This window comes from Bradyrhizobium sp. USDA 10063 (assembly GCF_054063735.1).
The window spans coordinates 3,035,671-3,055,749 of the sequence record NZ_JBSSGP010000002.1 but is presented as its reverse complement, the minus strand read 5'-3'; the positions used below and the strand labels follow the sequence as shown (position 1 = coordinate 3,055,749).

Sequence of the window (20,079 nt, the reverse complement as noted above, 5' to 3'; positions counted from 1 at the left end):
AAGATATTCTGATGATTCAGTTTACCCTCCGACAGCTTCGCTATTTTGACGCGCTGGCGCGTCACGGCCATTTCGGTCGTGCAGCGGAGGCATGCGCCATCACGCAGCCGGCCCTGTCGATGCAGATCAAGGAGCTGGAAGAAGCGCTTGGCGGCGTACTGCTCGAGCGCAGCGCACGCCAGGTCGTGCTGACGAAGTTCGGCGAAGAACTCGCCCAGCGGGTCCGCGAAATCCTGCGCTCGGTCGATGAGCTCGGGGATTTCGCGCGCGCCTCGCGCGACCAGCTCGTCGGACGGCTCCGCATCGGCATGATCCCGACGATTGCTCCTTATCTGCTGCCCAAGGTGATCAGCAATCTCACGCAAATCCATCCCGAACTCGACATTCATGTCCGAGAGACGGTGACGCCGAAGCTGATCAAGGAGCTTGGGGAAGGCCGGCTCGATACGGCCATCGTCGCCCTGCCGGTGTCCGAGCCCTCGCTGACCGAGGTCGCGCTGTTCACGGAAAATTTCCTGCTGGTGCGGCCGGGCGAGGACGAGGGAACGCCGGTCCCGAGCAGCGAAGCGCTGCGCGAAATGAGACTTCTCCTGCTGGAGGAGGGACATTGTTTTCGCGATCAGGCGCTGTCGTTCTGCAACATGCAATCGGCGCCGCCGCGGGAGGTGCTGGAAGCAAGCTCGCTGTCCACGCTCGTTCAGATGGTCGGCGCCGGCATCGGCGTCACGCTGATCCCCGAAATGGCCGTGGGGGTGGAGACGCGTTCGGCATCGGTGTCCGTCGCCCGCTTCAAGGACCCGCAACCCTCGCGAACCATCGGCATGGTCTGGCGCAAGACCAGTCCGCTGGCCAGGCAGCTTATGCAGATTTCCGAAGTGGTTTGTCTCTCAGCCGATGCGCTACGCGAGCAGCGCGCTCCAAAATCGTCATCGCGCCATCGCCGGGCCTGAGCGCCTCGAGCATGATTCCGAAAAGATCATGCTTAAACAAGAAGAGAGATGAGAGGAGATCGACACATGGCCGGACAGTGGATCGACATCGCTGCTAAGGATGGCGGCAGCTTCAAGGGATATCTCTCCGTTCCCGCCTCGGGCTCCGGTCCCGGCATCCTGCTCCTGCAGGAGATCTTCGGCGTCAACGCCTCGATGCGCGCGGTGGCGGACTACTACGCTGAGGAAGGCTACGTCGTGCTCGCGCCGGATCTGTTCTGGCGCATGGAGCCGGGCGTCGAGCTCGGCTACAGCGAGGCGGATTTCGGCAAGGCGATGGGCTACTATCAGCGCTTCGATGTCGACCAGTCGGTCAGGGATGCGGCAGATGCGCTGAAGGTCCTGCGCGCGCGTCCCGAATGCAAGGGCAAGGTCGGCGCGCTCGGCTTCTGCCTCGGCGGCAAGCTCGCTTTTCTCGTCGCCGCGCGCACCGATGTCGATTGTGCTGTCAGCTACTACGGCGTCGGCATCGAGGCCGCTCTTGGCGAGGCTGGCAACATCAAGGGGCCGCTGGTCTTTCATTTTGCCGAGCTCGACCGCTTTGCGCCGGCGGACGCGCGCGAACAGATCAGGGCCGCGTTTGCTGGACGTCCCGACGTCGAATTCTATCTCTATCCCGGCTGCGATCACGCGTTTGCGGCGCCGGAGCGGACGAGCTTCAACAAGCCCGCGACGCTGATGGCGCACACGCGTTCGATCGCGCTGTTCCGGAAGGTGCTGGGTCCGCGGTACGATCTCTCCGCATTGTGGGACAAGCATACCGAGCTCGAATTCGTGACGCGCTCGGCCGAAGAGACCATGACCACGATGGTCGCCGAGCCCTATGTCAACCACATCCCGACCATGACTGGCGGCGTCGGCTATCGCAACCTGCTCCGCTTCTACAAGAACCACTTCATCCCGAAGACGCCGCAGGACACCAAACTGGTCCCGATCTCGCGCACCATCGGCGCCGACCGCGTCGTGGACGAGATGCTGTTCTGCTTCACCCACGACATCGAGATCGACTGGATGCTTCCAGGCATTCCGCCGACAGGGAAATATGTCGAGATCCCGCTGGTCGCCATCGTCCGCTTCCGCGGCGACAAGCTCTACAATGAGCATATCTATTGGGATCAGGCCTCGGTGCTGGTGCAGATCGGTTTGCTCGATCCTGCGAAGCTGCCGGTAGCGGGCGTCGAGACTGCGAAAAAGCTGGTCGAGGAGTCCTTGCCGTCGAACACGTTGATGGCGCGCTGGGCCGAGAGCGCTCCGAAATAATCAGAAGGGGCGACCGCCTCGCGCTAGCGCAATCGCCGATCAGGTTGAAAGGTAGCCCCGGTGAAGCTGCGCTCCCTCTCCCGCTTGCGGGGGAGGGCTGGGGTGGGGGTGCCTCCGCACTGGTACTCCCCGAGTGGAGAGAGCCCTCACCCGGCGCTACGCGCCGACCTCTCCCGCAAGCGGGAGAGGTGAACATTCAGCCTGATCTCGTCTCGCGCTAGCCGCTGTCGCGCAGCACCAATTCGAAGCCGAGATCGATCCGGCGTTCGCCGCCGCGCTCGAGCGTCAGCGTCGCTGCGGTGCGGCCGATCGCATCGCCATGGACGCTGATGGTGCTCAGGCTCGGCGAGATCAGCCGTCCCATCTCGAGATCGCCGAGGCCGACAACGGCGACCGGCTGCGCCGAGGCGGGGCCGTCGCGCAGCAGTCCCGCCTTGCGCAGGCCGGCCATGAAGCCGATGGCATGGGCGTCGTTGGCGGCGAACACGGCATCGACGCCGGGCAAATTCGCATGCGCGGCGACGCTGCCGGACGCGTTGCGTTCGAGGATCAGCCGCCGCGGCGGCTGCAACCCGCACGCCAGCGCGTGATCCTGGAAGCCGAGCCATCGCCGCGTGCCGCGCGGGTCATCGCCGCCGATGAACGCGAGATGCTGACGGCCCTGCGCGGTGAAGTGGCGCGCGACCGCGACGCCGGCCTCGTAATTATCGAAGCCGGCGACGGCATCGATCGGATCGATCGGCAGCTCCCAGGTCTCGACGATCGGAATGCGCGCGTGACGCAGCAGGCGCCTGCCGTCCTCGGTCGCGGGCGAGCCGACCATGATGATCGCTTCCGGCCGCCGCGACAGCAGCGCCGCGAGCATGCGGTCCTCGCGCGCCGCGTCGTAGCGCGACTGCGCCAGGATCACGGAATAGCCGAGCGGCTCGAGCTTGTCGGAGAGGCCCTGCACGGTGTCGGCAAAGATCGAGTTCGCGATTGTCGGCACCAGGACGCCGACCGAATTGGTCTTCGCGCTCGCGAGCGCGCCGGCGACCAGATTGGGCACATAGCCGAGTTCCCGCATCGCCTTCTCGACCCTGGCGCGGGTCTCCGGCGCGACCAGATCCGGCAGCCGGACCACCCGGCTCACGGTGATCGATGAGACGCCGGCGCGTTTGGCCACCGCCGACAGCGTCGGGGCGACCTCGTTGGAACTGGTTTCGGTCTCGGTCAATTCGGAACTCATGGCGACGATGAATCTGCACGATTCCGGATTGCACATCCATAGTGATAGCGCTAGCATTGCATATGATAGCGCTAACATGTGACGTGATAGCGCTAGCATAACAACGGAGGAACCGCTGCATGATCTCAGACGAAGTGGTCCAGGCCTACCGGCGCGACGGGGTGATCGTCGTCCCCGAGGTGCTCGACAAGGATACCCTGGCGCGAGTTCGCGCGGTGCTGGCTGAACTGGTTGCCGGCGCGGCTAATGTCTCCGAGCACACTGATGTCTATGACCTCGAGCCCGGTCACACCCCGGACAATCCGCGGGTCCGCCGCATCAAGGCACCGCACAAGGTGCATCCGATCTTCGACCAGATCGTGCGTAGCGAGCCCGTCATTTCCATCCTCACCAAGTTGATCGGACCGGGTCTGCGCCTGCATGGCTCCAAGCTCAACATGAAGTCCGCGCAGTACGGATCACCGGTCGAGTGGCACCAGGACTGGGCGTTCTATCCGCACACCAATGACGACATCCTCGCGATCGGCGTGCTGCTCGACGACTGCGATCTGGAAAACGGCCCGATGCTGGTGACACCAGGGTCGCATGTCGGCGACACCATGTGGAATCATCATGGCGAGGACGGCTGCTTCGCCGGCCTGATCGATCCGGACCTGATCCAGGACGAGATCAAGCGTGCGGTGCCCTGCATCGGCAAGGCCGGCAGCATGTCGTTCCATCACGTGCGCGCGCTGCACGGCTCGGCGACCAACACGTCGAACCGCCCGCGCAACCTGCTGCTCTATGAAGTCGCGGCAAGCGACGCCTGGCCGCTAGCGGGCGTGAAGGATTTTGCCGAGTTCGACAGCCGTCTGCTCGCCGGCGGCTCGGTGATCGCGCCGCGCATGACCAGCGTTCCCGTGCGCATGCCGCTGCCGCCGCCCAGGCGCCAAGGCTCGATCTACGAAACGCAGTCCGCGTCGAAGAAGAGCTACTTCACGCGCGCCGCCTGACGAATTCCGACGAAGCCCGCGGGGAGCAACACCCGCGGGCTTTGCGCTTGCGACGATCAATAAACAAACCAACAGGGATGGAAACCAATGACCGAGCTCAAGGCCGGCGGCGCCGGCCAATCGCGTTTACGTGTGATCCTTGCTGCGAGCGTCGGCTCCGCGCTCGAATGGTATGACTTCTTCCTCTATGGCACCGCGGCGGCGCTGGTGTTCGGCGAGCTGTTCTTCCCCAAAAGCGATCCCGTCGTCGGAACGCTGCTGGCGTTCCTGACCTTCGGCGTCGGCTTCGTGGTGCGCCCCTTGGGCGGCATCATTTTTGGCATCATGGGCGATCGCTATGGCCGCAAGCCGGTGCTGGTCGCCACGCTGCTGATGATCGGCGTCGGCACCACCGCGATCGGCCTGCTGCCGACCTACGCGCAGATCGGGATCTGGGCGCCGTTGCTGCTCGTCGCCATGCGCGTGGTGCAGGGCCTCGGAGCCGGCGCCGAATATGGCGGCGCGGTGATCTATCTCGTGGAGAACGCACCACGCAGGCATCGCGGCTTTTGGGGCGGCTTCGCGCCGCTCGGCGTGTCGGTCGGCAATCTGCTTGCCGCCGGCGCCTTCGCGCTTGTGACCATGCTGCCGCGTGAGGCGATGCTGAGCTGGGGCTGGCGCCTGCCGTTCCTGGCGAGCTTCCTGTTGATCCTGGTCGGCATCTTCGTGCGCCTGCGCGTGACGGAAACGCCTGTCTATACCGAGGCCGTCGTCGCGCGCGGGAAGGTCGAGCGCAACCCGGCCATGGAGGCGCTGCGCCAGCACCCGCGCAACTTCCTGGTCGTGCTGGGAGCGCGGATGGCCGAGAACGGGCTCGGCTATTTCTTCCCCGTGTTCGGGCTCAGCTACGTCATCACTACAGTAGGCGTACCGAAATCGGAGGCGCTGAGCGCGCTGATGCTCGCATTCACGATCGAACTGTTCGCGATCCTCGGCTTTGCGGCGCTGTCGGATCGCATCGGACGGCGGCCGGTCTATCTGTTCGGCGCGCTCGCCGGCGTGGCGCTGGCTTTTCCGTTCTTCTGGATGGTCGGCACCAAGGAATGGATCTGGATCGCGGTGGCCTTCATCCTGGCGAGGGCCGTGGTGACGGCCGCGATGTTCGGACCGCAAGCCGCGTATTTCGCCGAGCTGTTCCCGCCGCAGCGGCGCTTTGCCGGATTCGCGTTTGCGCGCGAACTCGGCTCGCTGCTCGCCGGCGGTCCGGCGCCGTTCGTCGCAACGGCGCTGGTCGCCGCCTACGGCAGTTGGTGGCCGGTCGCCTGCTACGCGATGTTCCTGTCGCTATGTACGGTGATCGCGGTCTGGGTCGGACCCGAGACCTATCGGGAGGATATCGCCGCCGACGAACCCGTCGTGCAGCACGACTTGCCCGTGGCGATGCCGCAGCGGGCCTGAGGGGCAGCGCAGCCACTCCGCGTCCAGTCGCCGCTCCGGTTCATGGAGCGGCGATTGGCCGACGCGCCGCCTCCGGCAACGCCGTTGCTACGACGGCAGCGGTTTGCCGGCCTGTTCATTGACGATGTACTCGGCGTACCAGTCCGGCCAGTTTTCATCGCGCAGACCGCCGTTCCGCTTCTCGTGCTCGCCGTGCGCGGCCTCCGCGCGCCGGAGTGCGCTCGCGAGTTCGGACGGTGAGATGAATGTCGTGCCGTCCGTGTCCACGCGTCCCGGCAATCGCGCGGTGATCTCCTGGAGCAGCCAGCCGTTCCCATCGGGGTCGCTGAACGAGGCGTACGACTGGTAGCTACGACGCTCGGGATCGGGACCGCTGACCCGCAGCCGGCCAAACAAAAAGGGTTCGTCCACGCCATCGTGTACATCGCCGCCGCCGTGGAACGATTCGCTGACCTCGACGCCGCGACTGAGCAGATCGTTGCGGGCGGCTTCGATGTCGGAGACGATCAGGTACAAGCCTCGCGCCGAGCCGGGCATCGCCGCGGTGACGTTCTTGCCGAAGATGACCGAGGACGGCGAGCCGGGTGGCGTGAACTGGATCACGCGCCAGTCATCGGCGGCGAAGTCGGCATCGAGCCTCCATCCGAGCTTCGTGTAGAACTGCTTCGCGCGATCGACATCCGAAACGGGGATGACGACGATCTCCAGTTTCATGTCGACCCGCGCTTTCGAGCTCTCGATTGCGCCCGTCATGGTTCTCTCCCTGATGTTGATAATTGATCGGCGAGCACGCGGTGCGTGCTCTGCTCATCTTATATCGATTGCCGCAAGCGATGCGGCGTGACGTGGTCACGGACTTTCGGTTCCCACTCCCACGCGCTTTCACGATCTTTTTATGCCCGTATCGGGACAGAAGGGATGCGGATCCAGACAGGCTCCACCATTTATTTGAAATGATATCCGTCATCTAAGCGGGGATTTGCCCCGTCTGGCTTGGAGCCGCGTATGGGTGAAGTCGTTCGATTTGTTCCAAAGTCTGAGCTCGAGCGCGCTCGGCTGATCCGGGAAGCGCGCGCGATCTACGACTCCATATTCCCTGCGGCCGATGAGACCAGCTCGTCACGAGACGACGAAACGCCGCAGCGTCAGCGGTGAGTTTACCGTCCAGGACGGCCGCTCTCCACGTCCATTGAGCGTTCCGGCAGCATTGATCGAAATCTGTTTAACGCCAGACGCGGTCTAAGCGCTTCCGGCAGCATCCCGCGGCCATCATCCTGCGGCCAGGCGTGATGGGATCGGCTGCTCAGCACCAATAATTTCCTCGGCACGTTGCTTATCTCAGATCAGACCGGCCGCGCCGTGCGGCGGTGACGCCCGCGCTGTCTTGCGCGGAGAAGTAGCTATCGGGCTCACTCGACCACCAATCATGAGATACCACCAATCCCCCTTGAGTTCGGCCGGGAAGAGAGTGTAAAGGGTGTCAGCAAAATAGAACATCGTTCTGCTGTGCAGAACAGATTCGGAGGAAAACAGCGTGAACCCTGATGCGGCATCGACCGACCGGCCATCTGCCGCGCTCGACCATCAGGTGGTCGAAGCGTTCCAGACCATTCCAGAATTGCTGTCGCGCGACGAGAAGCTGATCAGCCGCGGCCGGCTGCTTGACGTGGAGTGTCTGCTCGGACTGACGGTGCAGCCTTTTCATGTGACCATCCGCGGCGGGCGCATCCTCGATATGACCCCCGCGCCGGTGCTGATGCGGTCCTGGCGCTTCGCCTACCGGGCGACGCCGGCCGCATATCGCGCCTATTGGCAGGCGATGCCGCCGCCCGGCTGGCACGATCTGCTCGCGCTCACCAAGCGCGGGGAAGCGACGTTGGAAGGCGATCTGCATCCCTTCATGTCGCACTTGCAGTACTTCAAGGATCTGCTGGCGCTGCCGCGTCGCAATGGTATCGGGAGCGCGTCATGAATGGCTTTGTCGAGCCGATTGTTGGCCGCTACGTCCATGTCGAGATCGATGGCGAGATCAACCGCATCTATTTCGAGGAGAACGGCAGCGGCATTCCGCTGGTCTGCCTGCACACCGCAGGCTCCGATGCGCGGCAGTGGCGCCATTTGCTCGTCGACGAAGAGTTCACCAAGCAGTTCCGCATCATCGCGTTCGACATGCCCTGGCACGGCAAGTCGAACCCGCCGGACAGCCAGTATGGCAACGAGTACAGGCTGACGACGGTGACCTACACGGCCACCATCCGCGCCTTTTGCAACGCGCTCAAGCTCGATCGGCCTGTGGTGATGGGCTGCTCGATCGGGGGACGTATCGTCCTCAATCTCGCGATATCGCACGCCAGCGAGTTTCGTGCGCTGATCGGCCTCGAGGCTGCCGACTTCCAGCAGCCCTGGTACGACACGGCCTGGCTGAACCGGCCCGATGTCCATGGCGGCGAAGTCTGCGCCGCGCTGGTCTCCGGTCTGATCGCGCCGAACGGCCCAGTGGTGGCGCGCGACGAGACCCTTTGGGGCTACAAGCAGGGCGGCCCCGGCATCTTCAAGGGCGATCTTTATTTCTACCGGGTCGACGGCGATCTGCGCGGCCGCGTCGGGCAGATCGATGTGGACCAGTGCCCGCTCTATCTCCTGACCGGCGAGTACGATTTTTCCTGCACGCCGGAGGACACGCTACGCACGGCCGCGAGCATTCCCGGCGCCAAGGCCACGATCATGGAGCGGCTTGGCCATTTTCCGATGAGCGAGAATCCGGCGCAGTTCCGCGCCTATATCGCTCCGGTGCTGCAAGACATCCTGAACGGACAGAATACTTGATTTAGGTAGGGGAGGCTTATTGATGAAGTTGCGTTTGATATTCGCGGCCGTGCTGGCCGCGCAGGTGAGTATCGCTTCGGCGGCCGATAATGTCATTCGGATCGGCGTGCTCAACGACCAATCCGGTGTGTTCGCCGACAATGGCGGCCGTGGCTCGGTGGCCGCGGCGAAGCTCGCGGCGGAGGATTTCGGCAACGAAATTCTCGGCAAGAAGATCGAGATCATCACCGCCGATCACCAGAACAAGCCGGACATCGCCTCTGCCACCGCGCGCAAATGGTTCGACAATGAAGGTGTCGACATGATCGCCGATGGCGCCGCATCCTCCGCGGGCTTTGCCATCCTCGAAATCGCGCGGCAGAAGAACAAGATCTTCGTCATCAGCGGCCCCGGCTCGTCCGACTTCACCGGAAAGTCCTGCTCGCCGGTCAGCTTTCACTTCAACTACGACACCTATGCGCTGTCGAAGCTGACCAGCGATGCGATCACGCGCGCCGGCGGCAAAACCTGGTACTTCGTCACGGCCGATTATGCGTTCGGCCATGCATTGCAGCGCGACGCGACGAAGTTCATCGAGGCCGCCGGCGGCAAGGTGATCGGTTCGGCCGCGCACCCGCTCGGCACCGCGGACTTCGCCTCGTTCCTGCTGCAGGCGCAAGGCTCAAAGGCTGACGTCGTCGGGCTTGCGACCTCGGGCGCGGACGTCCAGACCGCGATCAAGCAGGCCGGCGAGTTCGGCATCGTCGAGGGTGGGCAGAAGCTGGCCGGTCTTCTTGTCTTTATTACCGACGTCAACTCGCTCGGGCTGAAGGCGACGCAAGGCCTGCAGGTGACGACCTCCTTCTACTGGGACCTCAATAATGAGACCCGCGCCTGGTCGAAGCGCTATGCGGCGTTGATGGACGGCAAGGTCGCGAGCATGGTTCAGGCAGGCGTCTATAGCGGCGTCCACCATTATCTCGCCGCGGTGAAGGCGGCCGGCACCACGGATGCGACCGCCGTTGCCGCCAAGATGCACGAGATGAAGGTCAACGACATGTACAACAAGGATGTCGCGGTCCGCGCTGATGGACGCGTGCTGCACACGATGTATCTCGTGCAGGTGAAGAAGCCGGAAGAATCAAAGTACAAATACGACTATTACAGGATCGTCAGCTCCAGGCCCGGCGAAGAGGTGTTCCGGCCCATGAGCGAAGGCGGCTGTCCGCTGGTCAAGTGAAGCCATCGAGATGGGCGGCGCTCGCATCGGTCGCCGCCCCCAAAGTGTGAGGAGAATGCCTGGATGACAGGGACAATCGGATTCATCGGTCTTGGCGTCATGGGCGAGCCGATCTGCCGCAATCTGGTGCGCAAGAGCGGGCGGAAGGTGCTGGCCTTTGACCTTTCGGCGGAGCCGCTGGCGCGGATCGTCGCCGATGGCGCCGCGGCCGCCGGGTCGGTTGCCGATGTCATCAGCGGCAGCGAAGTCATCTTCATCTGCCTGCCGAGCGCGAAGCATGTGTCATCGGTCTTTGAGGGCGGCATCGCGCAGTCGATCCGAAGTGGTCAGATCGTGATCGACCTCGGTACCTCCGAGGTCGGCATGACCCGCGACTTTGCGCGGCGGCTGGCGGAAAAGGGCGCGCTCTGGATCGACGCGCCGATCGCACGCACCCGCCAGGCGGCGCAGGATGGCACGCTCAGCGTGATGGTTGGCGCGACGGCCGACGCGTTTGCCAGGGTCGAGCCGCTGATCCGGCATTTCGCCACTGACGTCACGCTTTGCGGCGGCACCGGCGCCGGCCAGGTGACGAAGATCCTGAACAACATGGTGTTGTTCGAGACGGTCAACGCATTGGCGGAAGCTGTTGCCGTTGCGAGCCACAGCGGCGTCGAACCGAAACTGCTGCTGGAAACCCTGTCCAAGGGGTCGGCGGACAGTTTTGCGCTCCGCAACCACGGCATGAAGGCGATTGTTGCGAAGGAATTTCCGCTGCGGGCGTTCTCGACCGAATATGCGCTGAAGGACCTGACCTACGCGCTGGAGCTGGGAGGGCAGGCCGGCCTGAACCTGCGGGGCGCGGCGCTCATGCGCAGCATTTTTGAGGAGACGATCGACAAGGGGATGGGCGATGCGTACTTTCCGGTCATCGCCAAACTGATCGATCCCGCCGGCTTCTCCAGCTAGAGCATGATGAGATCAGGTCGAACTGCATCTGCCACGGATGCTGCGCTCCCTCTCCCGCTTGCGGGAGAGGGCTGGGGTGAGGGTTTTCTCCGCGATTCACACTCTTCGACCGTGAGGAGAGAGCCCCCACCCGGCGCGGAGCCTGTACTTGGACGGCGCGAAGCGCCGATCCGGGTGCGCCGACCTCCCCCGCAAGCGGGAGAGGTGGACCGAACCCGCAGCGCGATTCAGCGAAATCGCATCACGCCATAGGAGACACCATGCGTTCGCCCGGCGTCGCCGCTGTCGACCGTGCGCTCACCATCCTGGGGGCGTTCGAGGAAAAGCCCGAGCCGATGAGCTTGGCCGAGCTCTCCCGGCATACCGGGATGTACAAGAGCACGCTGCTGCGGCTGATGACCTCCCTGCAGGAGTTCGGCTATCTCGTACAGCTTCCCGACGGACGCTACCATCTTGGGCCGACGCCGTTCCGATTGGGCGCGATCTATCAGCGCGCCAACAATCTGCATGACCATGTGATGCCGGTCCTGAGGCAACTGGTGGCCGCGGGCACGGAAAGTCCGTCGTTCCATGTCCGGCATGACGGCAAGCGCCGCCTGTGTGTGTTTCGCATCGATTCCCAGCACTCGACGCTCGACCGCGTCGAGGCCGGCATGCTGCTGCCGCTCGATCGCGGCGCCGCGGGACGAGTCATCCTGGCGTTCGATGGCGAGAGCGGCGAGGCCTACGATCGTATCAGGAAGGGCGCCATCGCGGTTTCGTTCGGCGAGCGCGACCCGGATTGCGCCGGCATCGCCTGTCCCGTGTTCGGGCCGAACGGGAAGCTGGTCGGAGCGCTGTCGCTTTCCGGCCCCAAGCCGCGCTTCACCAAGGACAGCATCAAGACGATGTCGTTGCTGCTGTCGCAAGCGGCGGCTCGGCTGACGCGCTCGCTCGGCGGACCGACTGAGCTTCTCGATCGCGTCGCCCCGCCGCTCGAAGCGGCAGCGCGCCCGCCGCGACGAGCAAGGAGATAGCGCGCGGGCGCTATTGCTTCTGCAGAAGTTTCAGGCGGCAGCGCAGCGCTTCCCTGATATGCGCGCGCGCCAGCTTCTCCGCCTTGTCGCCGTCGCGAGCGGCGATTGCGCCAATGATAGCTCGATGTTCTTTGCGGCTGGTCGCGGGGCGGCCGGCCACGGAGAACGTGGTGGGGCCGAGCAGCGCGATCCAGTCCTGCAGCTCGCTGGAGGCATTATCGAGATAGCGATTGCGCGCCGCGCGGCAGATCGCTTCATGGAAGGTGCGGTTGAGCTCTGCCATCTCGGCTGGATCGTCGGGGTGTTCGGCAAACGCCTGCTCGATATCCGTGAGCGCATCGATTTCCGGTCGTGACGCATGTTCGGCGGCAAGCCGGGCGGCCGCGCCCTCCAGGATCTCGCGCATGGTGTAGAGCTCGAGCACCTCACTGATGTCGAGGCTGCGGACGATCAGCCCGCGGCCGCCCGCCGGCGTCACGAAACCACGCGCGGCAAGCCGACCCAACGCCTCGCGCACCGGGGTGCGGCTGACCTTCAGCCGCTGGGCGACCTCTTCCTCCCGCAGCCGGTCTCCGGCCCGATAGGCTCCCGCCTTCAGCGCCTCGCACAATGAGCGGAACACGGCTTCCCCGAGCTGAACGCCGGAGCCGCGCGAAATCGATCCGATCGCCTTGTTCGGCCGCTTTGCCATCCTGCCTCCGGTCGCAGGCGCATCAATCCCATGCAAAGACGGCGCTTGCGACGCCTATGTATATCTTTGTATACAAAAAGGACAATGGTGCAGGCAGTCCGGAAAACGCCGAAAATGGCGTTTCGCGGTTGGGCAGAAGGAATGAGCAGCAAATACGACGTGCTGGTGATCGGTGGCGGCAATGCGGCGCTGTGCGCGGCGATCAGCGCGCGGCGTGCCGGCGCCTCCGTGCTGGTGCTGGAGGGGGCACCAAAGTTCTACCGCGGCGGCAATACCCGCCACACCCGCAACATGCGCTGCGCCCATGACGCGGCGACCGAGATCCTGACCGGTCCCTACACCGAGGAGGAGTTCTGGAAAGACCTGTTGCTCGTGACCGGCGGCCAGACCGACGAGGAACTTGCCAGGTTCATGATCCACGAGTCCAAGGACATCCTGAACTGGATCGTGGAACAGGGCGTGCGCTGGCAGCCCTCGCTCGGCGGCACGCTCAGTCTCGGCCGCACCAATTCCTTCTTCCTCGGCGGCGGACGCGCGATGCTGAACGCGCTCTATCTCACGGCGGAACGGCTCGGCGTCGACATCCGCTACGATGCCGAGGTCGTCGATCTCAGGATCGAAGACGGCATGTTTCTTTCGGCCGAGCTGAAGCGGCCGATCGACGGCACGACCGAGGTCCGCGCCGCGACGCTGGTTGCGGCTGCCGGCGGCTTCGAAGCGAATATCGAGTGGCTGAAGGAATATTGGGGCGAGGCCGCCGACAACTTCCTGATCCGCGGCACGCCCTATAATCGCGGCTCGATCCTGAAGATGCTGCTGGCCAAAGGCGTGCAGGAGGTCGGCGATCCAACCCAGTGCCACGCGGTGGCGATCGACGCCCGCGCGCCGAAATTCGACGGCGGCATCATCACGCGCCATGACTCCGTCGTGTTCGGCATCGTCGTCAACAAGCATGCCCAGCGCTTCTACGACGAGGGCGAGGACATCTGGCCGAAGCGTTATGCGATCTGGGGGCGTCTCGTCGCCGCGCAGCCCGACCAGATCGCCTACATCGTTTTCGATTCAACCGTCGTGACCAGCTTCATGCCGACGCTGTTCCCGCCGATCGCCGGCAACACCATCGCCGAGCTTGCCGGCAAGCTCGAGCTTGATCCGGCGGCGCTGGAAAAGACCATCATCGAGTTCAACGCCGCGGTGCGGCCCGGCACCTTCGATCACACCATCCTCGATGATTGCCGCACCGAAGGCATCGTGCCGCCGAAGACACATTGGGCGCGCCGGATCGAGACGCCGCCCTATCTTGCCTATCCGGTGCGGCCCGGCATCACCTTCACCTATCTCGGCACGCGTGTGAACAAGCAGGCGCGGATGCTGATGACGGACGGCAGACCTTCCGCCAACATGTTCGCCGCCGGCGAGATCATGGCCGGCAATGTGCTGGGACGCGGCTATGCCGCCGGCATCGGCATGACCATCGGCAGCGTGTTCGGCCGGATCGCAGGACGGGAAGCGGCAAAGAATGCACGGAACTAAATTGATGATCGGCTCTGCATCCGCGAACGCGCCGCCTCCCTCTCCCGCTTGCGGGGGAGGGCCGGGGTGGGGGTGTCTCCGCGATGGGACTATCCGTGGGGAGAGAGCCCCCACCCGGCGCCTACGCGCCGACCTCCCCCGCAAGCGGGAGAGGTGAAGTGAACTCGCGGATAGGCCGATTCAACCGATGACGTCACGCTCCAGAATCTTACAGGAAGCCGATCGTCTGATGACGGTCTGCAATTCATGTCGTTACTGCGAGGGGCTGTGCGCGGTGTTCCCAGCGATGGAGATGCGCCGCTCGTTCTCCGACGGCGACCTCAACTATCTCGCCAATCTCTGCCACGCCTGCGGTGCCTGCTATGTCGACTGCCAGTTCTCGCCGCCGCATGAATTCAACGTCAATGTGCCGAAGACGCTGGCGGTGGCGCGCGCCGAATCGTATGCCGCCTATGCCTGGCCGCGCGCGCTGTCCGGCGTGTTCGAACGCAACGGGCTCGTCATCAGCCTGGTTGCCGCGTTCAGCATGACCGCTTTCATCCTCGGCTTTGCCGCCTTCAACGATCCCAAGCTGCTGTTTGGTGTCCACACCGGCCCCGGCGCCTTCTACCGACTGATGCCTCACAACGCGATGGTGGCGCTGTTCGGCGCGGCCTTCCTCTATGCCATCCTGGCTCTCGTCATGAGCGTGCGCGCATTCTGGCGCGATATCGGCGAGCCGATCGGTGCGCGCGCCGATGGCGGCTCGATCTTCCAGGCGATCCGCGATGCCGGCGAGCTACGCTATCTCCATGGCGGCGGGGTCGGCTGCTACAATGAGGACGATCGGCCGACCGACCGGCGCAAGCTCTATCATCATCTGACCTTCTACGGCTTCCTCTTGTGCTTTGCTGCGACATCGGTTGCCACGCTCTATCACTACCTTCTCGGACGCGAGGCGCCCTATGCGTGGTGGGACCTGCCGGTCGTGCTCGGCTCGCTCGGTGGCATCGGTCTGATCGTCGGGCCGATCGGGCTGCTGCTCGCTAAAGCACGGCGCGATCCTGCGCTGCTCGATGAGAACAGCTATGGCATGGATGTCGGCTTCATCGCCATGCTGTTCCTGACGGGCATCACCGGAATGGCGCTGCTGCTGTTGCGTGCGACGCCGGCGATGGGACCGCTGCTCGCGCTGCACCTCGGCGCCGTGTTCGCGTTGTTCATCACCATGCCCTATGGCAAGTTCGTCCACGGCATCTACCGCTTCGCCGCGCTGCTGCGTTACGCACAGGAGCGGCGCGACGGCCTTGGTTAGGCGGAAATGTACCGATGACCGGCGCAAGGCTAGGTCATGATGAATCTATCCGGTCGCGCGGGGTAGGCTCCCTTTGGCCGCGATCTCGGCCGACATCTGCTCGATGGTCTTGCGCTGCTCCATGGCGGCTCGCCGGATCAGTGCAAACGCGGCTGGTTCGGCGACGGAGTGGGTATGCATCACCTGAAGGACCGCAGCCAGTACGACGCGGCGCGAGCGAAGGCGCTCCTCCAGCTTGAGGACCTGCTGCTTCAGCTCATTGGTGCGCTCGGTCCGCTCGAACGCCATCACGAGCGCGGCGTAGATGCCCGCAGAGCGCAGCGGCTTGACCAGGAACGATGCCGGATCGAGCTCGAGCACCAGCTTCAACCGGCTTGGAGTTTCAGTGCCTAGCAGGGCGACGACGGGACATCGTCCAAGCAAGGCCCGCTGCGTCGGCGAGGTGAGCGGCAGGAATTCGTCGTCGATCAGCGTCACATCCGGCTGACACGCGAGCGCGCTTCCTTGCTCCCATGTGAACACGTCGATTCCCAGACGCTCGAACTGGCGCCTGACGATCGACAGGTCACGTTCGTCCTTGATGGCGACGAGGGCCTTGCGGCCGCGGAGGGAAAATGAAGACGGCTTGCTCATTTCACAACCCGCAAATGGAGCGCACTCGGCGACGATCCGTCCCTTGACTTCTCACGTATGGGGCCGGCGGCGACGTCGAGCTGCGTCAGGTAGGGATCCGGTTTAACGGGCGCATCGGACTCCCAGAAAATGTCGAACTGTCCTTGCGCGTTGGAGACGGCGAGACGAGGCGTAAGGACGCAATGGTTATTGCCACCATCGATCCACACCGGTCCCTGCGGCGAATTGTAGCGATAGCCGGCGGCCGCGCGCCGCACCTCACCAATGTTGGACGTCCCGGCCCGCTGCAGCGCACGCGCCAGCAGATACACCGCGACATAGGCGGATTGTCCGTCGACCGAGGGACTGCTGGCTTCGCCGTGACGAGCCTTCCAGCGCTGCACGAAAGCGAGGTTCTCGGGCAGGCGGATGCTCTCGAAATAGGCTGACGATGTGATGCATCCGGCCGATGCGGGTCCGACGATCTTGAGCTCCGGTTCGCAGAGACTGCAGCTCAGCATCGGGATGTCGAGACCGGCAGCCGTGGTGGCGGCATGAAAGGCGCGGATGAAATCGTAGCTCGAACTGCCGACGAGCGTATTGAAGACGACCGGCGGCTTGCGGCGGACGATTTCGTCCACGATGTGCCCGACTGCGCTTTCGCCCAGTTCGAGCAGCCGTTCGGCAAGAATGCTTCCTTGCGCCGCCGTCACCAGCTCGCGGGTGACGCGATTGGTCTCCCATGTCCAGACATAGTTGGATCCGACGCAGAAGATGTGCCGTGATACGTTGTCGAGCACGTAGCGCACGAGCGGCAGGACATTATGGTTGGGCGATGCACCGACATAGATGACGTTGTCGGAACATTCGAACCCTTCGTAGCGGGCGGGGTACCAGAGCAGGCGATCGGTGCGCTCGACGATCGGCAGCACCTGCTTGCGCGAGGCCGATGTGTAGCAGCCGATGATATGCTCGACCCCGGCGTTGCGAATGAGATCATCGCAAACCATGTGGTATTCCGAGATGACTCCGCGGGGATCGCGGACATGCGCGGTGAGCGAGAAATCAAAGTCAGGGTGATTGTTGATCTCGTCGACCGCCATCAAGGCGCTCTTGAGTATCTCGCGTCCCATGGCCTGATAGGGCCCGGACTGCGAACATATGATGCCAACTGGAACCGACGGCTTTGTCATTGATGACTTTCGAGAGGGCGGAGTTCTTTAAGGAAATCATCATCGCCGATGCCCCTGCAAGAGGTCTTGCCGATTTGCTGCGCATGACGATTGTGAAATTTGTGCAACCTCCCTCGTTGACAATGCGCTGGGCACGAACCTAGAATTTTTGACTACTGGGCTTACTGTCGAACCTTATTTGCTTCGGTCAGGCCGATGACGTCCTGATCCCTGCAGCGACTGCTTCGTTCGATCTTGAGCCCATGCGATAGACCATAGCAGCGGCATTTGGGCCATTCGTCACCTCACTCGGGAGGGGCGGGTGGCTTTTTTCTTTTGCCGCACAAGAAGCTGGCGAAACGTGCGTGTCGCCAGGCTGATGATGCGTGCGCGACGATCAGCCGTGATGCGCCGGGGAAGCGACGAGCGGGGACGAAAGACGATGCCGACGACGGATATTTGCTATCTCGGATTGGTTGAGGTTGGGCAGCAGATACAGGCGAAGAAGCTGTCGCCCGTCGAAGTGACGAAGGCGATGCTCGAACGGATTGAGCGGATCGATCCCAAGCTGAAGAGTTACGCCTATGTCATGGCCGATTCCGCGCTTGCGCAAGCGGCTGTTGCCGAAAAGGAAATCGCCTCCGGCAAGATCAAGGGGCCGCTGCACGGCGTGCCGGTCGCGGTCAAGGATCTCTGTTGGGCCAGGGGCGCGCCCGCAGCGCACGGCATGACCATCCACCGCGACTTCCGTCCAAGCGAGGATGCTACGGTCGTCGCACGGCTGAAGGATGCGGGCGCCATCATCCTCGGCAAGCTGCAGCAGACCGAAGGTGCCTACGCCGATCATCATCCAAAGATCGACCCGCCGAAAAATCCGTGGAATGCAGATTTGTGGTCGGGCGCGTCCTCGAGCGGTTCGGGTTCCGCCACCGCGGCCGGCCTCTGCTTCGGATCGCTCGGGACTGATACGGGCGGCTCGATCCGCTTTCCTTCCGCAGCCAACGGCATCACCGGGCTGAAGCCGACCTGGGGACGGGTCAGTCGCTATGGCGCGTTCGAACTTGCGGCGACGCTGGATCATATCGGGCCGATGACGCGCAGCGCGGTTGACTGCGGAGCCATGCTCGGTGCGATCGCCGGCGAGGACGCCAAGGATACCACCACTGTGCCGCTGCCGGTGCCGGACTATCTTGCCGCCCTGTCCGGCGATCTGCGGGGCGTCGTGATCGGTGTCGATCGCCGCTGGACCAGCGAAGGCACGGATGAGGCCGCAAGCAAGGTCCTCAGCGAAGGTTTGCGGGTCGCGGCGGAGCTTGGCGCTGAGATCAGTGAGATCACTTTTCCGGATACCAAGGCCATTGTCGACGACTGGTTTCCGCTTTGCGGCATCGAGGCGGCGGTCGCACATGAGGGGACTTATCCCTCACGCAAGGACGAATATGGCCCGGCGCTTGCGGGACTGCTCGATCTTGGCCTTCAGCAGTCCGGCACCGACTATCAAAAGATCGTGCTGCGACGCGAAGCGTTTCGTGGCGCGGTGCGACGGCTGTTCGAAACGGTCGATCTCATCGCCGTGCCGGCCCAGGCGCTTGCCGCACCCACGCTCGCCAAGATGGCGACGCTTGGCGAAGACGCTTCCCTGATTGCCGGGTTGTTGCGCTTTACCTGTCCGTTCGACATGACCGGAAGCCCGACCATCACCCTTCCGGGCGGATTCGCGGCGAACGGCGGTCCGATCGCCTTCCAGTTTGTCGGCCGCCATTTCGACGAAGCGGCGCTCGTCCACGCGGGCGATGCGTTCCAGCGCGCCACTGATTGGCACAAGCGTCATCCCAATCTCTGATCCGAGGAGCCGTTCGCATGAAAGCAGAAGATTGGTTGCAGAGTTCCATCATGTCGAAGCGGGCCCTCGCCAAGGGGGCGGCTGGTGCGAAGCGTAGTCTGACGATCGAGCAGCAGGGGGGCTTTCACTACGTCTACGGACCTTATGCGAAGCCGACGCTGTCGATCGATCCGGGAGAGATCGTCGTCGTCGAAACCGAGGACGCGTTCGGCGGCGTGCTCACAAGCGAGAGCGACAGCCCCACGGCGAAACTGAATTTTCCGTACCTGAACCCGCAATGCGGACCGATTGCGGTCAAGGGCGCCAAGAAAGGCGATTGCCTCGCCGTCTATATCCACGACGTCGAGACACGCGGCGAGCAGCCGGCCGGGACGACCTGCATCATCCCCGAATTCGGCGGTCTCGTTGGCACGACCTCGACGGCGATGCTGAATCCGCCACTGCCCGAGCGTGTCCGCAAGCTGCATGTCGACAGGAACGGCGTGCGCTGGAACGACAAGATCACGCTGCCCTACGAGCCGTTCATCGGCACGATTGGTGTATCACCCGAAATCGAGGCGATCTCCTCGCTGCAGCCGGACTATCACGGCGGCAACATGGACCTGCCCGATGTCGCGCCCGGGGCCATTCTCTATTTACCCGTGCATGCCGAGGGTGGGCTGCTTTATGTCGGTGACTGCCATGCAACACAGGGTGATGGTGAACTCTCGGGTGTTGCGCTCGAACAGCGGGCGACGGTCACGCTCCAGATCGACCTGATCAAGAACTGGAGTTTCGCCTGGCCGCGTCTGGAGACGCGCGACTTCATCATGACGATCGGCAGCGCGCGCCCGCTCGAGGATGCGGCCCGCATCGCCTATCGCGAACTGACGCGATGGATGAGTGCCGATTACGGCTTCGACGAGATCGACGCGTACATGCTGCTCAGCCAGGCAGGGCGCATGCGGCTCGGCAACATGGTCGACCCGAAATACACGATGGGTGCATCGATCCTGAAAAGCTATCTCAAGGCGTAAATT

Annotated in this window: 18 protein-coding genes; 13 read left to right on the top strand and 5 right to left on the bottom strand. The window is 63.7% G+C overall.

Features of this window, described 5'->3' with window-relative positions:
- The first annotated feature begins 11 nt into the window (after window positions 1-11).
- The gene (locus ACVJGD_RS16870) at window positions 12-950 is read left to right on the top strand and encodes a LysR substrate-binding domain-containing protein (protein WP_456635398.1); all 939 of its coding nucleotides are present in this window, start codon (window positions 12-14) and stop codon (window positions 948-950) included.
- Window positions 951-1,016: 66 nt separating this feature from the next.
- Entirely contained in the window at window positions 1,017-2,249 is a 1,233-nt protein-coding gene (locus tag ACVJGD_RS16865; RefSeq protein WP_456635397.1) for a dienelactone hydrolase family protein, read from the top strand.
- A 217-nt stretch (window positions 2,250-2,466) separates the two neighbouring features.
- Here the strand turns inward: ACVJGD_RS16865 and ACVJGD_RS16860 are convergent, their stop codons facing one another.
- On the bottom strand, window positions 2,467-3,465 hold the full coding sequence (locus ACVJGD_RS16860) for a LacI family DNA-binding transcriptional regulator (RefSeq protein ID WP_456635396.1): 999 nt from the start codon (window positions 3,463-3,465) through the stop codon (window positions 2,467-2,469).
- A gap of 131 nt (window positions 3,466-3,596) precedes the next feature.
- Here ACVJGD_RS16860 and ACVJGD_RS16855 point away from each other — a divergent pair, with 131 nt between their 5' ends.
- Both ACVJGD_RS16855 and ACVJGD_RS16850 read left to right on the top strand, forming a co-directional pair.
- Window positions 3,597-4,469 carry a phytanoyl-CoA dioxygenase family protein gene (locus tag ACVJGD_RS16855; protein WP_456635395.1) on the top strand — a complete coding sequence of 291 codons (873 nt, stop codon included), beginning with the start codon at window positions 3,597-3,599 and terminating at the stop codon, window positions 4,467-4,469.
- Window positions 4,470-4,556: 87 nt separating this feature from the next.
- The gene (locus tag ACVJGD_RS16850; protein WP_456635394.1) at window positions 4,557-5,906 is read left to right on the top strand and encodes an MFS transporter; all 1,350 of its coding nucleotides are present in this window, start codon (window positions 4,557-4,559) and stop codon (window positions 5,904-5,906) included.
- A gap of 87 nt (window positions 5,907-5,993) precedes the next feature.
- On the opposite strand, the gene ACVJGD_RS16845 is transcribed toward ACVJGD_RS16850, so the two are convergent.
- On the bottom strand, window positions 5,994-6,659 hold the full coding sequence (locus tag ACVJGD_RS16845; protein ID WP_456635393.1) for a VOC family protein: 666 nt from the start codon (window positions 6,657-6,659) through the stop codon (window positions 5,994-5,996).
- A 781-nt stretch (window positions 6,660-7,440) separates the two neighbouring features.
- Here ACVJGD_RS16845 and ACVJGD_RS16840 point away from each other — a divergent pair.
- The 5 genes from ACVJGD_RS16840 (at window position 7,441) to ACVJGD_RS16820 (ending at window position 11,915) form a co-directional block, all read left to right on the top strand.
- On the top strand, window positions 7,441-7,878 hold the full coding sequence (locus ACVJGD_RS16840) for a hypothetical protein (RefSeq protein WP_456635392.1): 438 nt from the start codon (window positions 7,441-7,443) through the stop codon (window positions 7,876-7,878).
- Window positions 7,875-8,732 (top strand): alpha/beta fold hydrolase, encoded by an 858-nt coding sequence (locus ACVJGD_RS16835; protein WP_456635391.1) that lies wholly within the window; start codon window positions 7,875-7,877, stop codon window positions 8,730-8,732. Before ACVJGD_RS16840 ends, ACVJGD_RS16835 begins: the two co-directional genes overlap by 4 nt.
- Before the next feature lie 22 nt (window positions 8,733-8,754).
- Entirely contained in the window at window positions 8,755-9,951 is a 1,197-nt protein-coding gene (locus ACVJGD_RS16830; protein WP_456635390.1) for an ABC transporter substrate-binding protein, read from the top strand.
- Between the two features lie 63 nt (window positions 9,952-10,014).
- Window positions 10,015-10,899, top strand: a complete 885-nt coding sequence (locus tag ACVJGD_RS16825; protein ID WP_456635389.1) for an NAD(P)-dependent oxidoreductase — start codon at window positions 10,015-10,017, stop codon at window positions 10,897-10,899.
- A 260-nt stretch (window positions 10,900-11,159) separates the two neighbouring features.
- Complete coding sequence (locus ACVJGD_RS16820; RefSeq protein WP_456635388.1) at window positions 11,160-11,915, top strand: IclR family transcriptional regulator; 756 nt, start codon at window positions 11,160-11,162, stop codon at window positions 11,913-11,915.
- Between the two features lie 10 nt (window positions 11,916-11,925).
- Here the strand turns inward: ACVJGD_RS16820 and ACVJGD_RS16815 are convergent, their stop codons facing one another.
- Window positions 11,926-12,606 carry a GntR family transcriptional regulator gene (locus ACVJGD_RS16815; protein WP_456635387.1) on the bottom strand — a complete coding sequence of 227 codons (681 nt, stop codon included), beginning with the start codon at window positions 12,604-12,606 and terminating at the stop codon, window positions 11,926-11,928.
- Between the two features lie 141 nt (window positions 12,607-12,747).
- Between ACVJGD_RS16815 and tcuA the strand changes: the two genes are divergently transcribed.
- Window positions 12,748-14,139 carry an FAD-dependent tricarballylate dehydrogenase TcuA gene (tcuA, locus tag ACVJGD_RS16810; protein ID WP_456635386.1) on the top strand — a complete coding sequence of 464 codons (1,392 nt, stop codon included), beginning with the start codon at window positions 12,748-12,750 and terminating at the stop codon, window positions 14,137-14,139.
- Between the two features lie 187 nt (window positions 14,140-14,326).
- The gene (tcuB, locus tag ACVJGD_RS16805) at window positions 14,327-15,433 is read left to right on the top strand and encodes a tricarballylate utilization 4Fe-4S protein TcuB (protein WP_456635385.1); all 1,107 of its coding nucleotides are present in this window, start codon (window positions 14,327-14,329) and stop codon (window positions 15,431-15,433) included.
- A gap of 45 nt (window positions 15,434-15,478) precedes the next feature.
- On the opposite strand, the gene ACVJGD_RS16800 is transcribed toward tcuB, so the two are convergent.
- Window positions 15,479-16,066: an ANTAR domain-containing response regulator gene (locus tag ACVJGD_RS16800; protein WP_456635384.1), complete on the bottom strand. Its 588-nt coding sequence runs from the start codon at window positions 16,064-16,066 to the stop codon at window positions 15,479-15,481.
- Window positions 16,063-17,238: a transporter substrate-binding domain-containing protein gene (locus tag ACVJGD_RS16795; protein WP_456635383.1), complete on the bottom strand. Its 1,176-nt coding sequence runs from the start codon at window positions 17,236-17,238 to the stop codon at window positions 16,063-16,065. Before ACVJGD_RS16795 ends, ACVJGD_RS16800 begins: the two co-directional genes overlap by 4 nt.
- 421 nt (window positions 17,239-17,659) lie before the next feature.
- Between ACVJGD_RS16795 and ACVJGD_RS16790 the strand changes: the two genes are divergently transcribed.
- Window positions 17,660-19,060 carry an amidase gene (locus ACVJGD_RS16790; protein WP_456635382.1) on the top strand — a complete coding sequence of 467 codons (1,401 nt, stop codon included), beginning with the start codon at window positions 17,660-17,662 and terminating at the stop codon, window positions 19,058-19,060.
- Between the two features lie 17 nt (window positions 19,061-19,077).
- Complete coding sequence (locus ACVJGD_RS16785; RefSeq protein WP_456635381.1) at window positions 19,078-20,076, top strand: acetamidase/formamidase family protein; 999 nt, start codon at window positions 19,078-19,080, stop codon at window positions 20,074-20,076.
- Window positions 20,077-20,079 lie beyond the last annotated feature (3 nt).

Coding starts and splice junctions, on each gene's coding strand:
- ACVJGD_RS16820 (WP_456635388.1), top strand. CDS start 11,160: ATGCGTTCGCCCGGCGTCGCCGCTGTCGACCGTGCGCTCACCATCCTG.
- ACVJGD_RS16825 (WP_456635389.1), top strand. CDS start 10,015: ATGACAGGGACAATCGGATTCATCGGTCTTGGCGTCATGGGCGAGCCG.
- ACVJGD_RS16870 (WP_456635398.1), top strand. CDS start 12: ATGATTCAGTTTACCCTCCGACAGCTTCGCTATTTTGACGCGCTGGCG.
- ACVJGD_RS16850 (WP_456635394.1), top strand. CDS start 4,557: ATGACCGAGCTCAAGGCCGGCGGCGCCGGCCAATCGCGTTTACGTGTG.
- ACVJGD_RS16795 (WP_456635383.1), bottom strand. CDS start 17,238: ATGACAAAGCCGTCGGTTCCAGTTGGCATCATATGTTCGCAGTCCGGG.
- ACVJGD_RS16830 (WP_456635390.1), top strand. CDS start 8,755: ATGAAGTTGCGTTTGATATTCGCGGCCGTGCTGGCCGCGCAGGTGAGT.
- ACVJGD_RS16815 (WP_456635387.1), bottom strand. CDS start 12,606: ATGGCAAAGCGGCCGAACAAGGCGATCGGATCGATTTCGCGCGGCTCC.
- ACVJGD_RS16835 (WP_456635391.1), top strand. CDS start 7,875: ATGAATGGCTTTGTCGAGCCGATTGTTGGCCGCTACGTCCATGTCGAG.
- ACVJGD_RS16845 (WP_456635393.1), bottom strand. CDS start 6,659: ATGACGGGCGCAATCGAGAGCTCGAAAGCGCGGGTCGACATGAAACTG.
- ACVJGD_RS16855 (WP_456635395.1), top strand. CDS start 3,597: ATGATCTCAGACGAAGTGGTCCAGGCCTACCGGCGCGACGGGGTGATC.
- tcuB (WP_456635385.1), top strand. CDS start 14,327: ATGACGTCACGCTCCAGAATCTTACAGGAAGCCGATCGTCTGATGACG.
- ACVJGD_RS16785 (WP_456635381.1), top strand. CDS start 19,078: ATGAAAGCAGAAGATTGGTTGCAGAGTTCCATCATGTCGAAGCGGGCC.
- ACVJGD_RS16865 (WP_456635397.1), top strand. CDS start 1,017: ATGGCCGGACAGTGGATCGACATCGCTGCTAAGGATGGCGGCAGCTTC.
- ACVJGD_RS16790 (WP_456635382.1), top strand. CDS start 17,660: ATGCCGACGACGGATATTTGCTATCTCGGATTGGTTGAGGTTGGGCAG.
- ACVJGD_RS16800 (WP_456635384.1), bottom strand. CDS start 16,066: ATGAGCAAGCCGTCTTCATTTTCCCTCCGCGGCCGCAAGGCCCTCGTC.
- tcuA (WP_456635386.1), top strand. CDS start 12,748: ATGAGCAGCAAATACGACGTGCTGGTGATCGGTGGCGGCAATGCGGCG.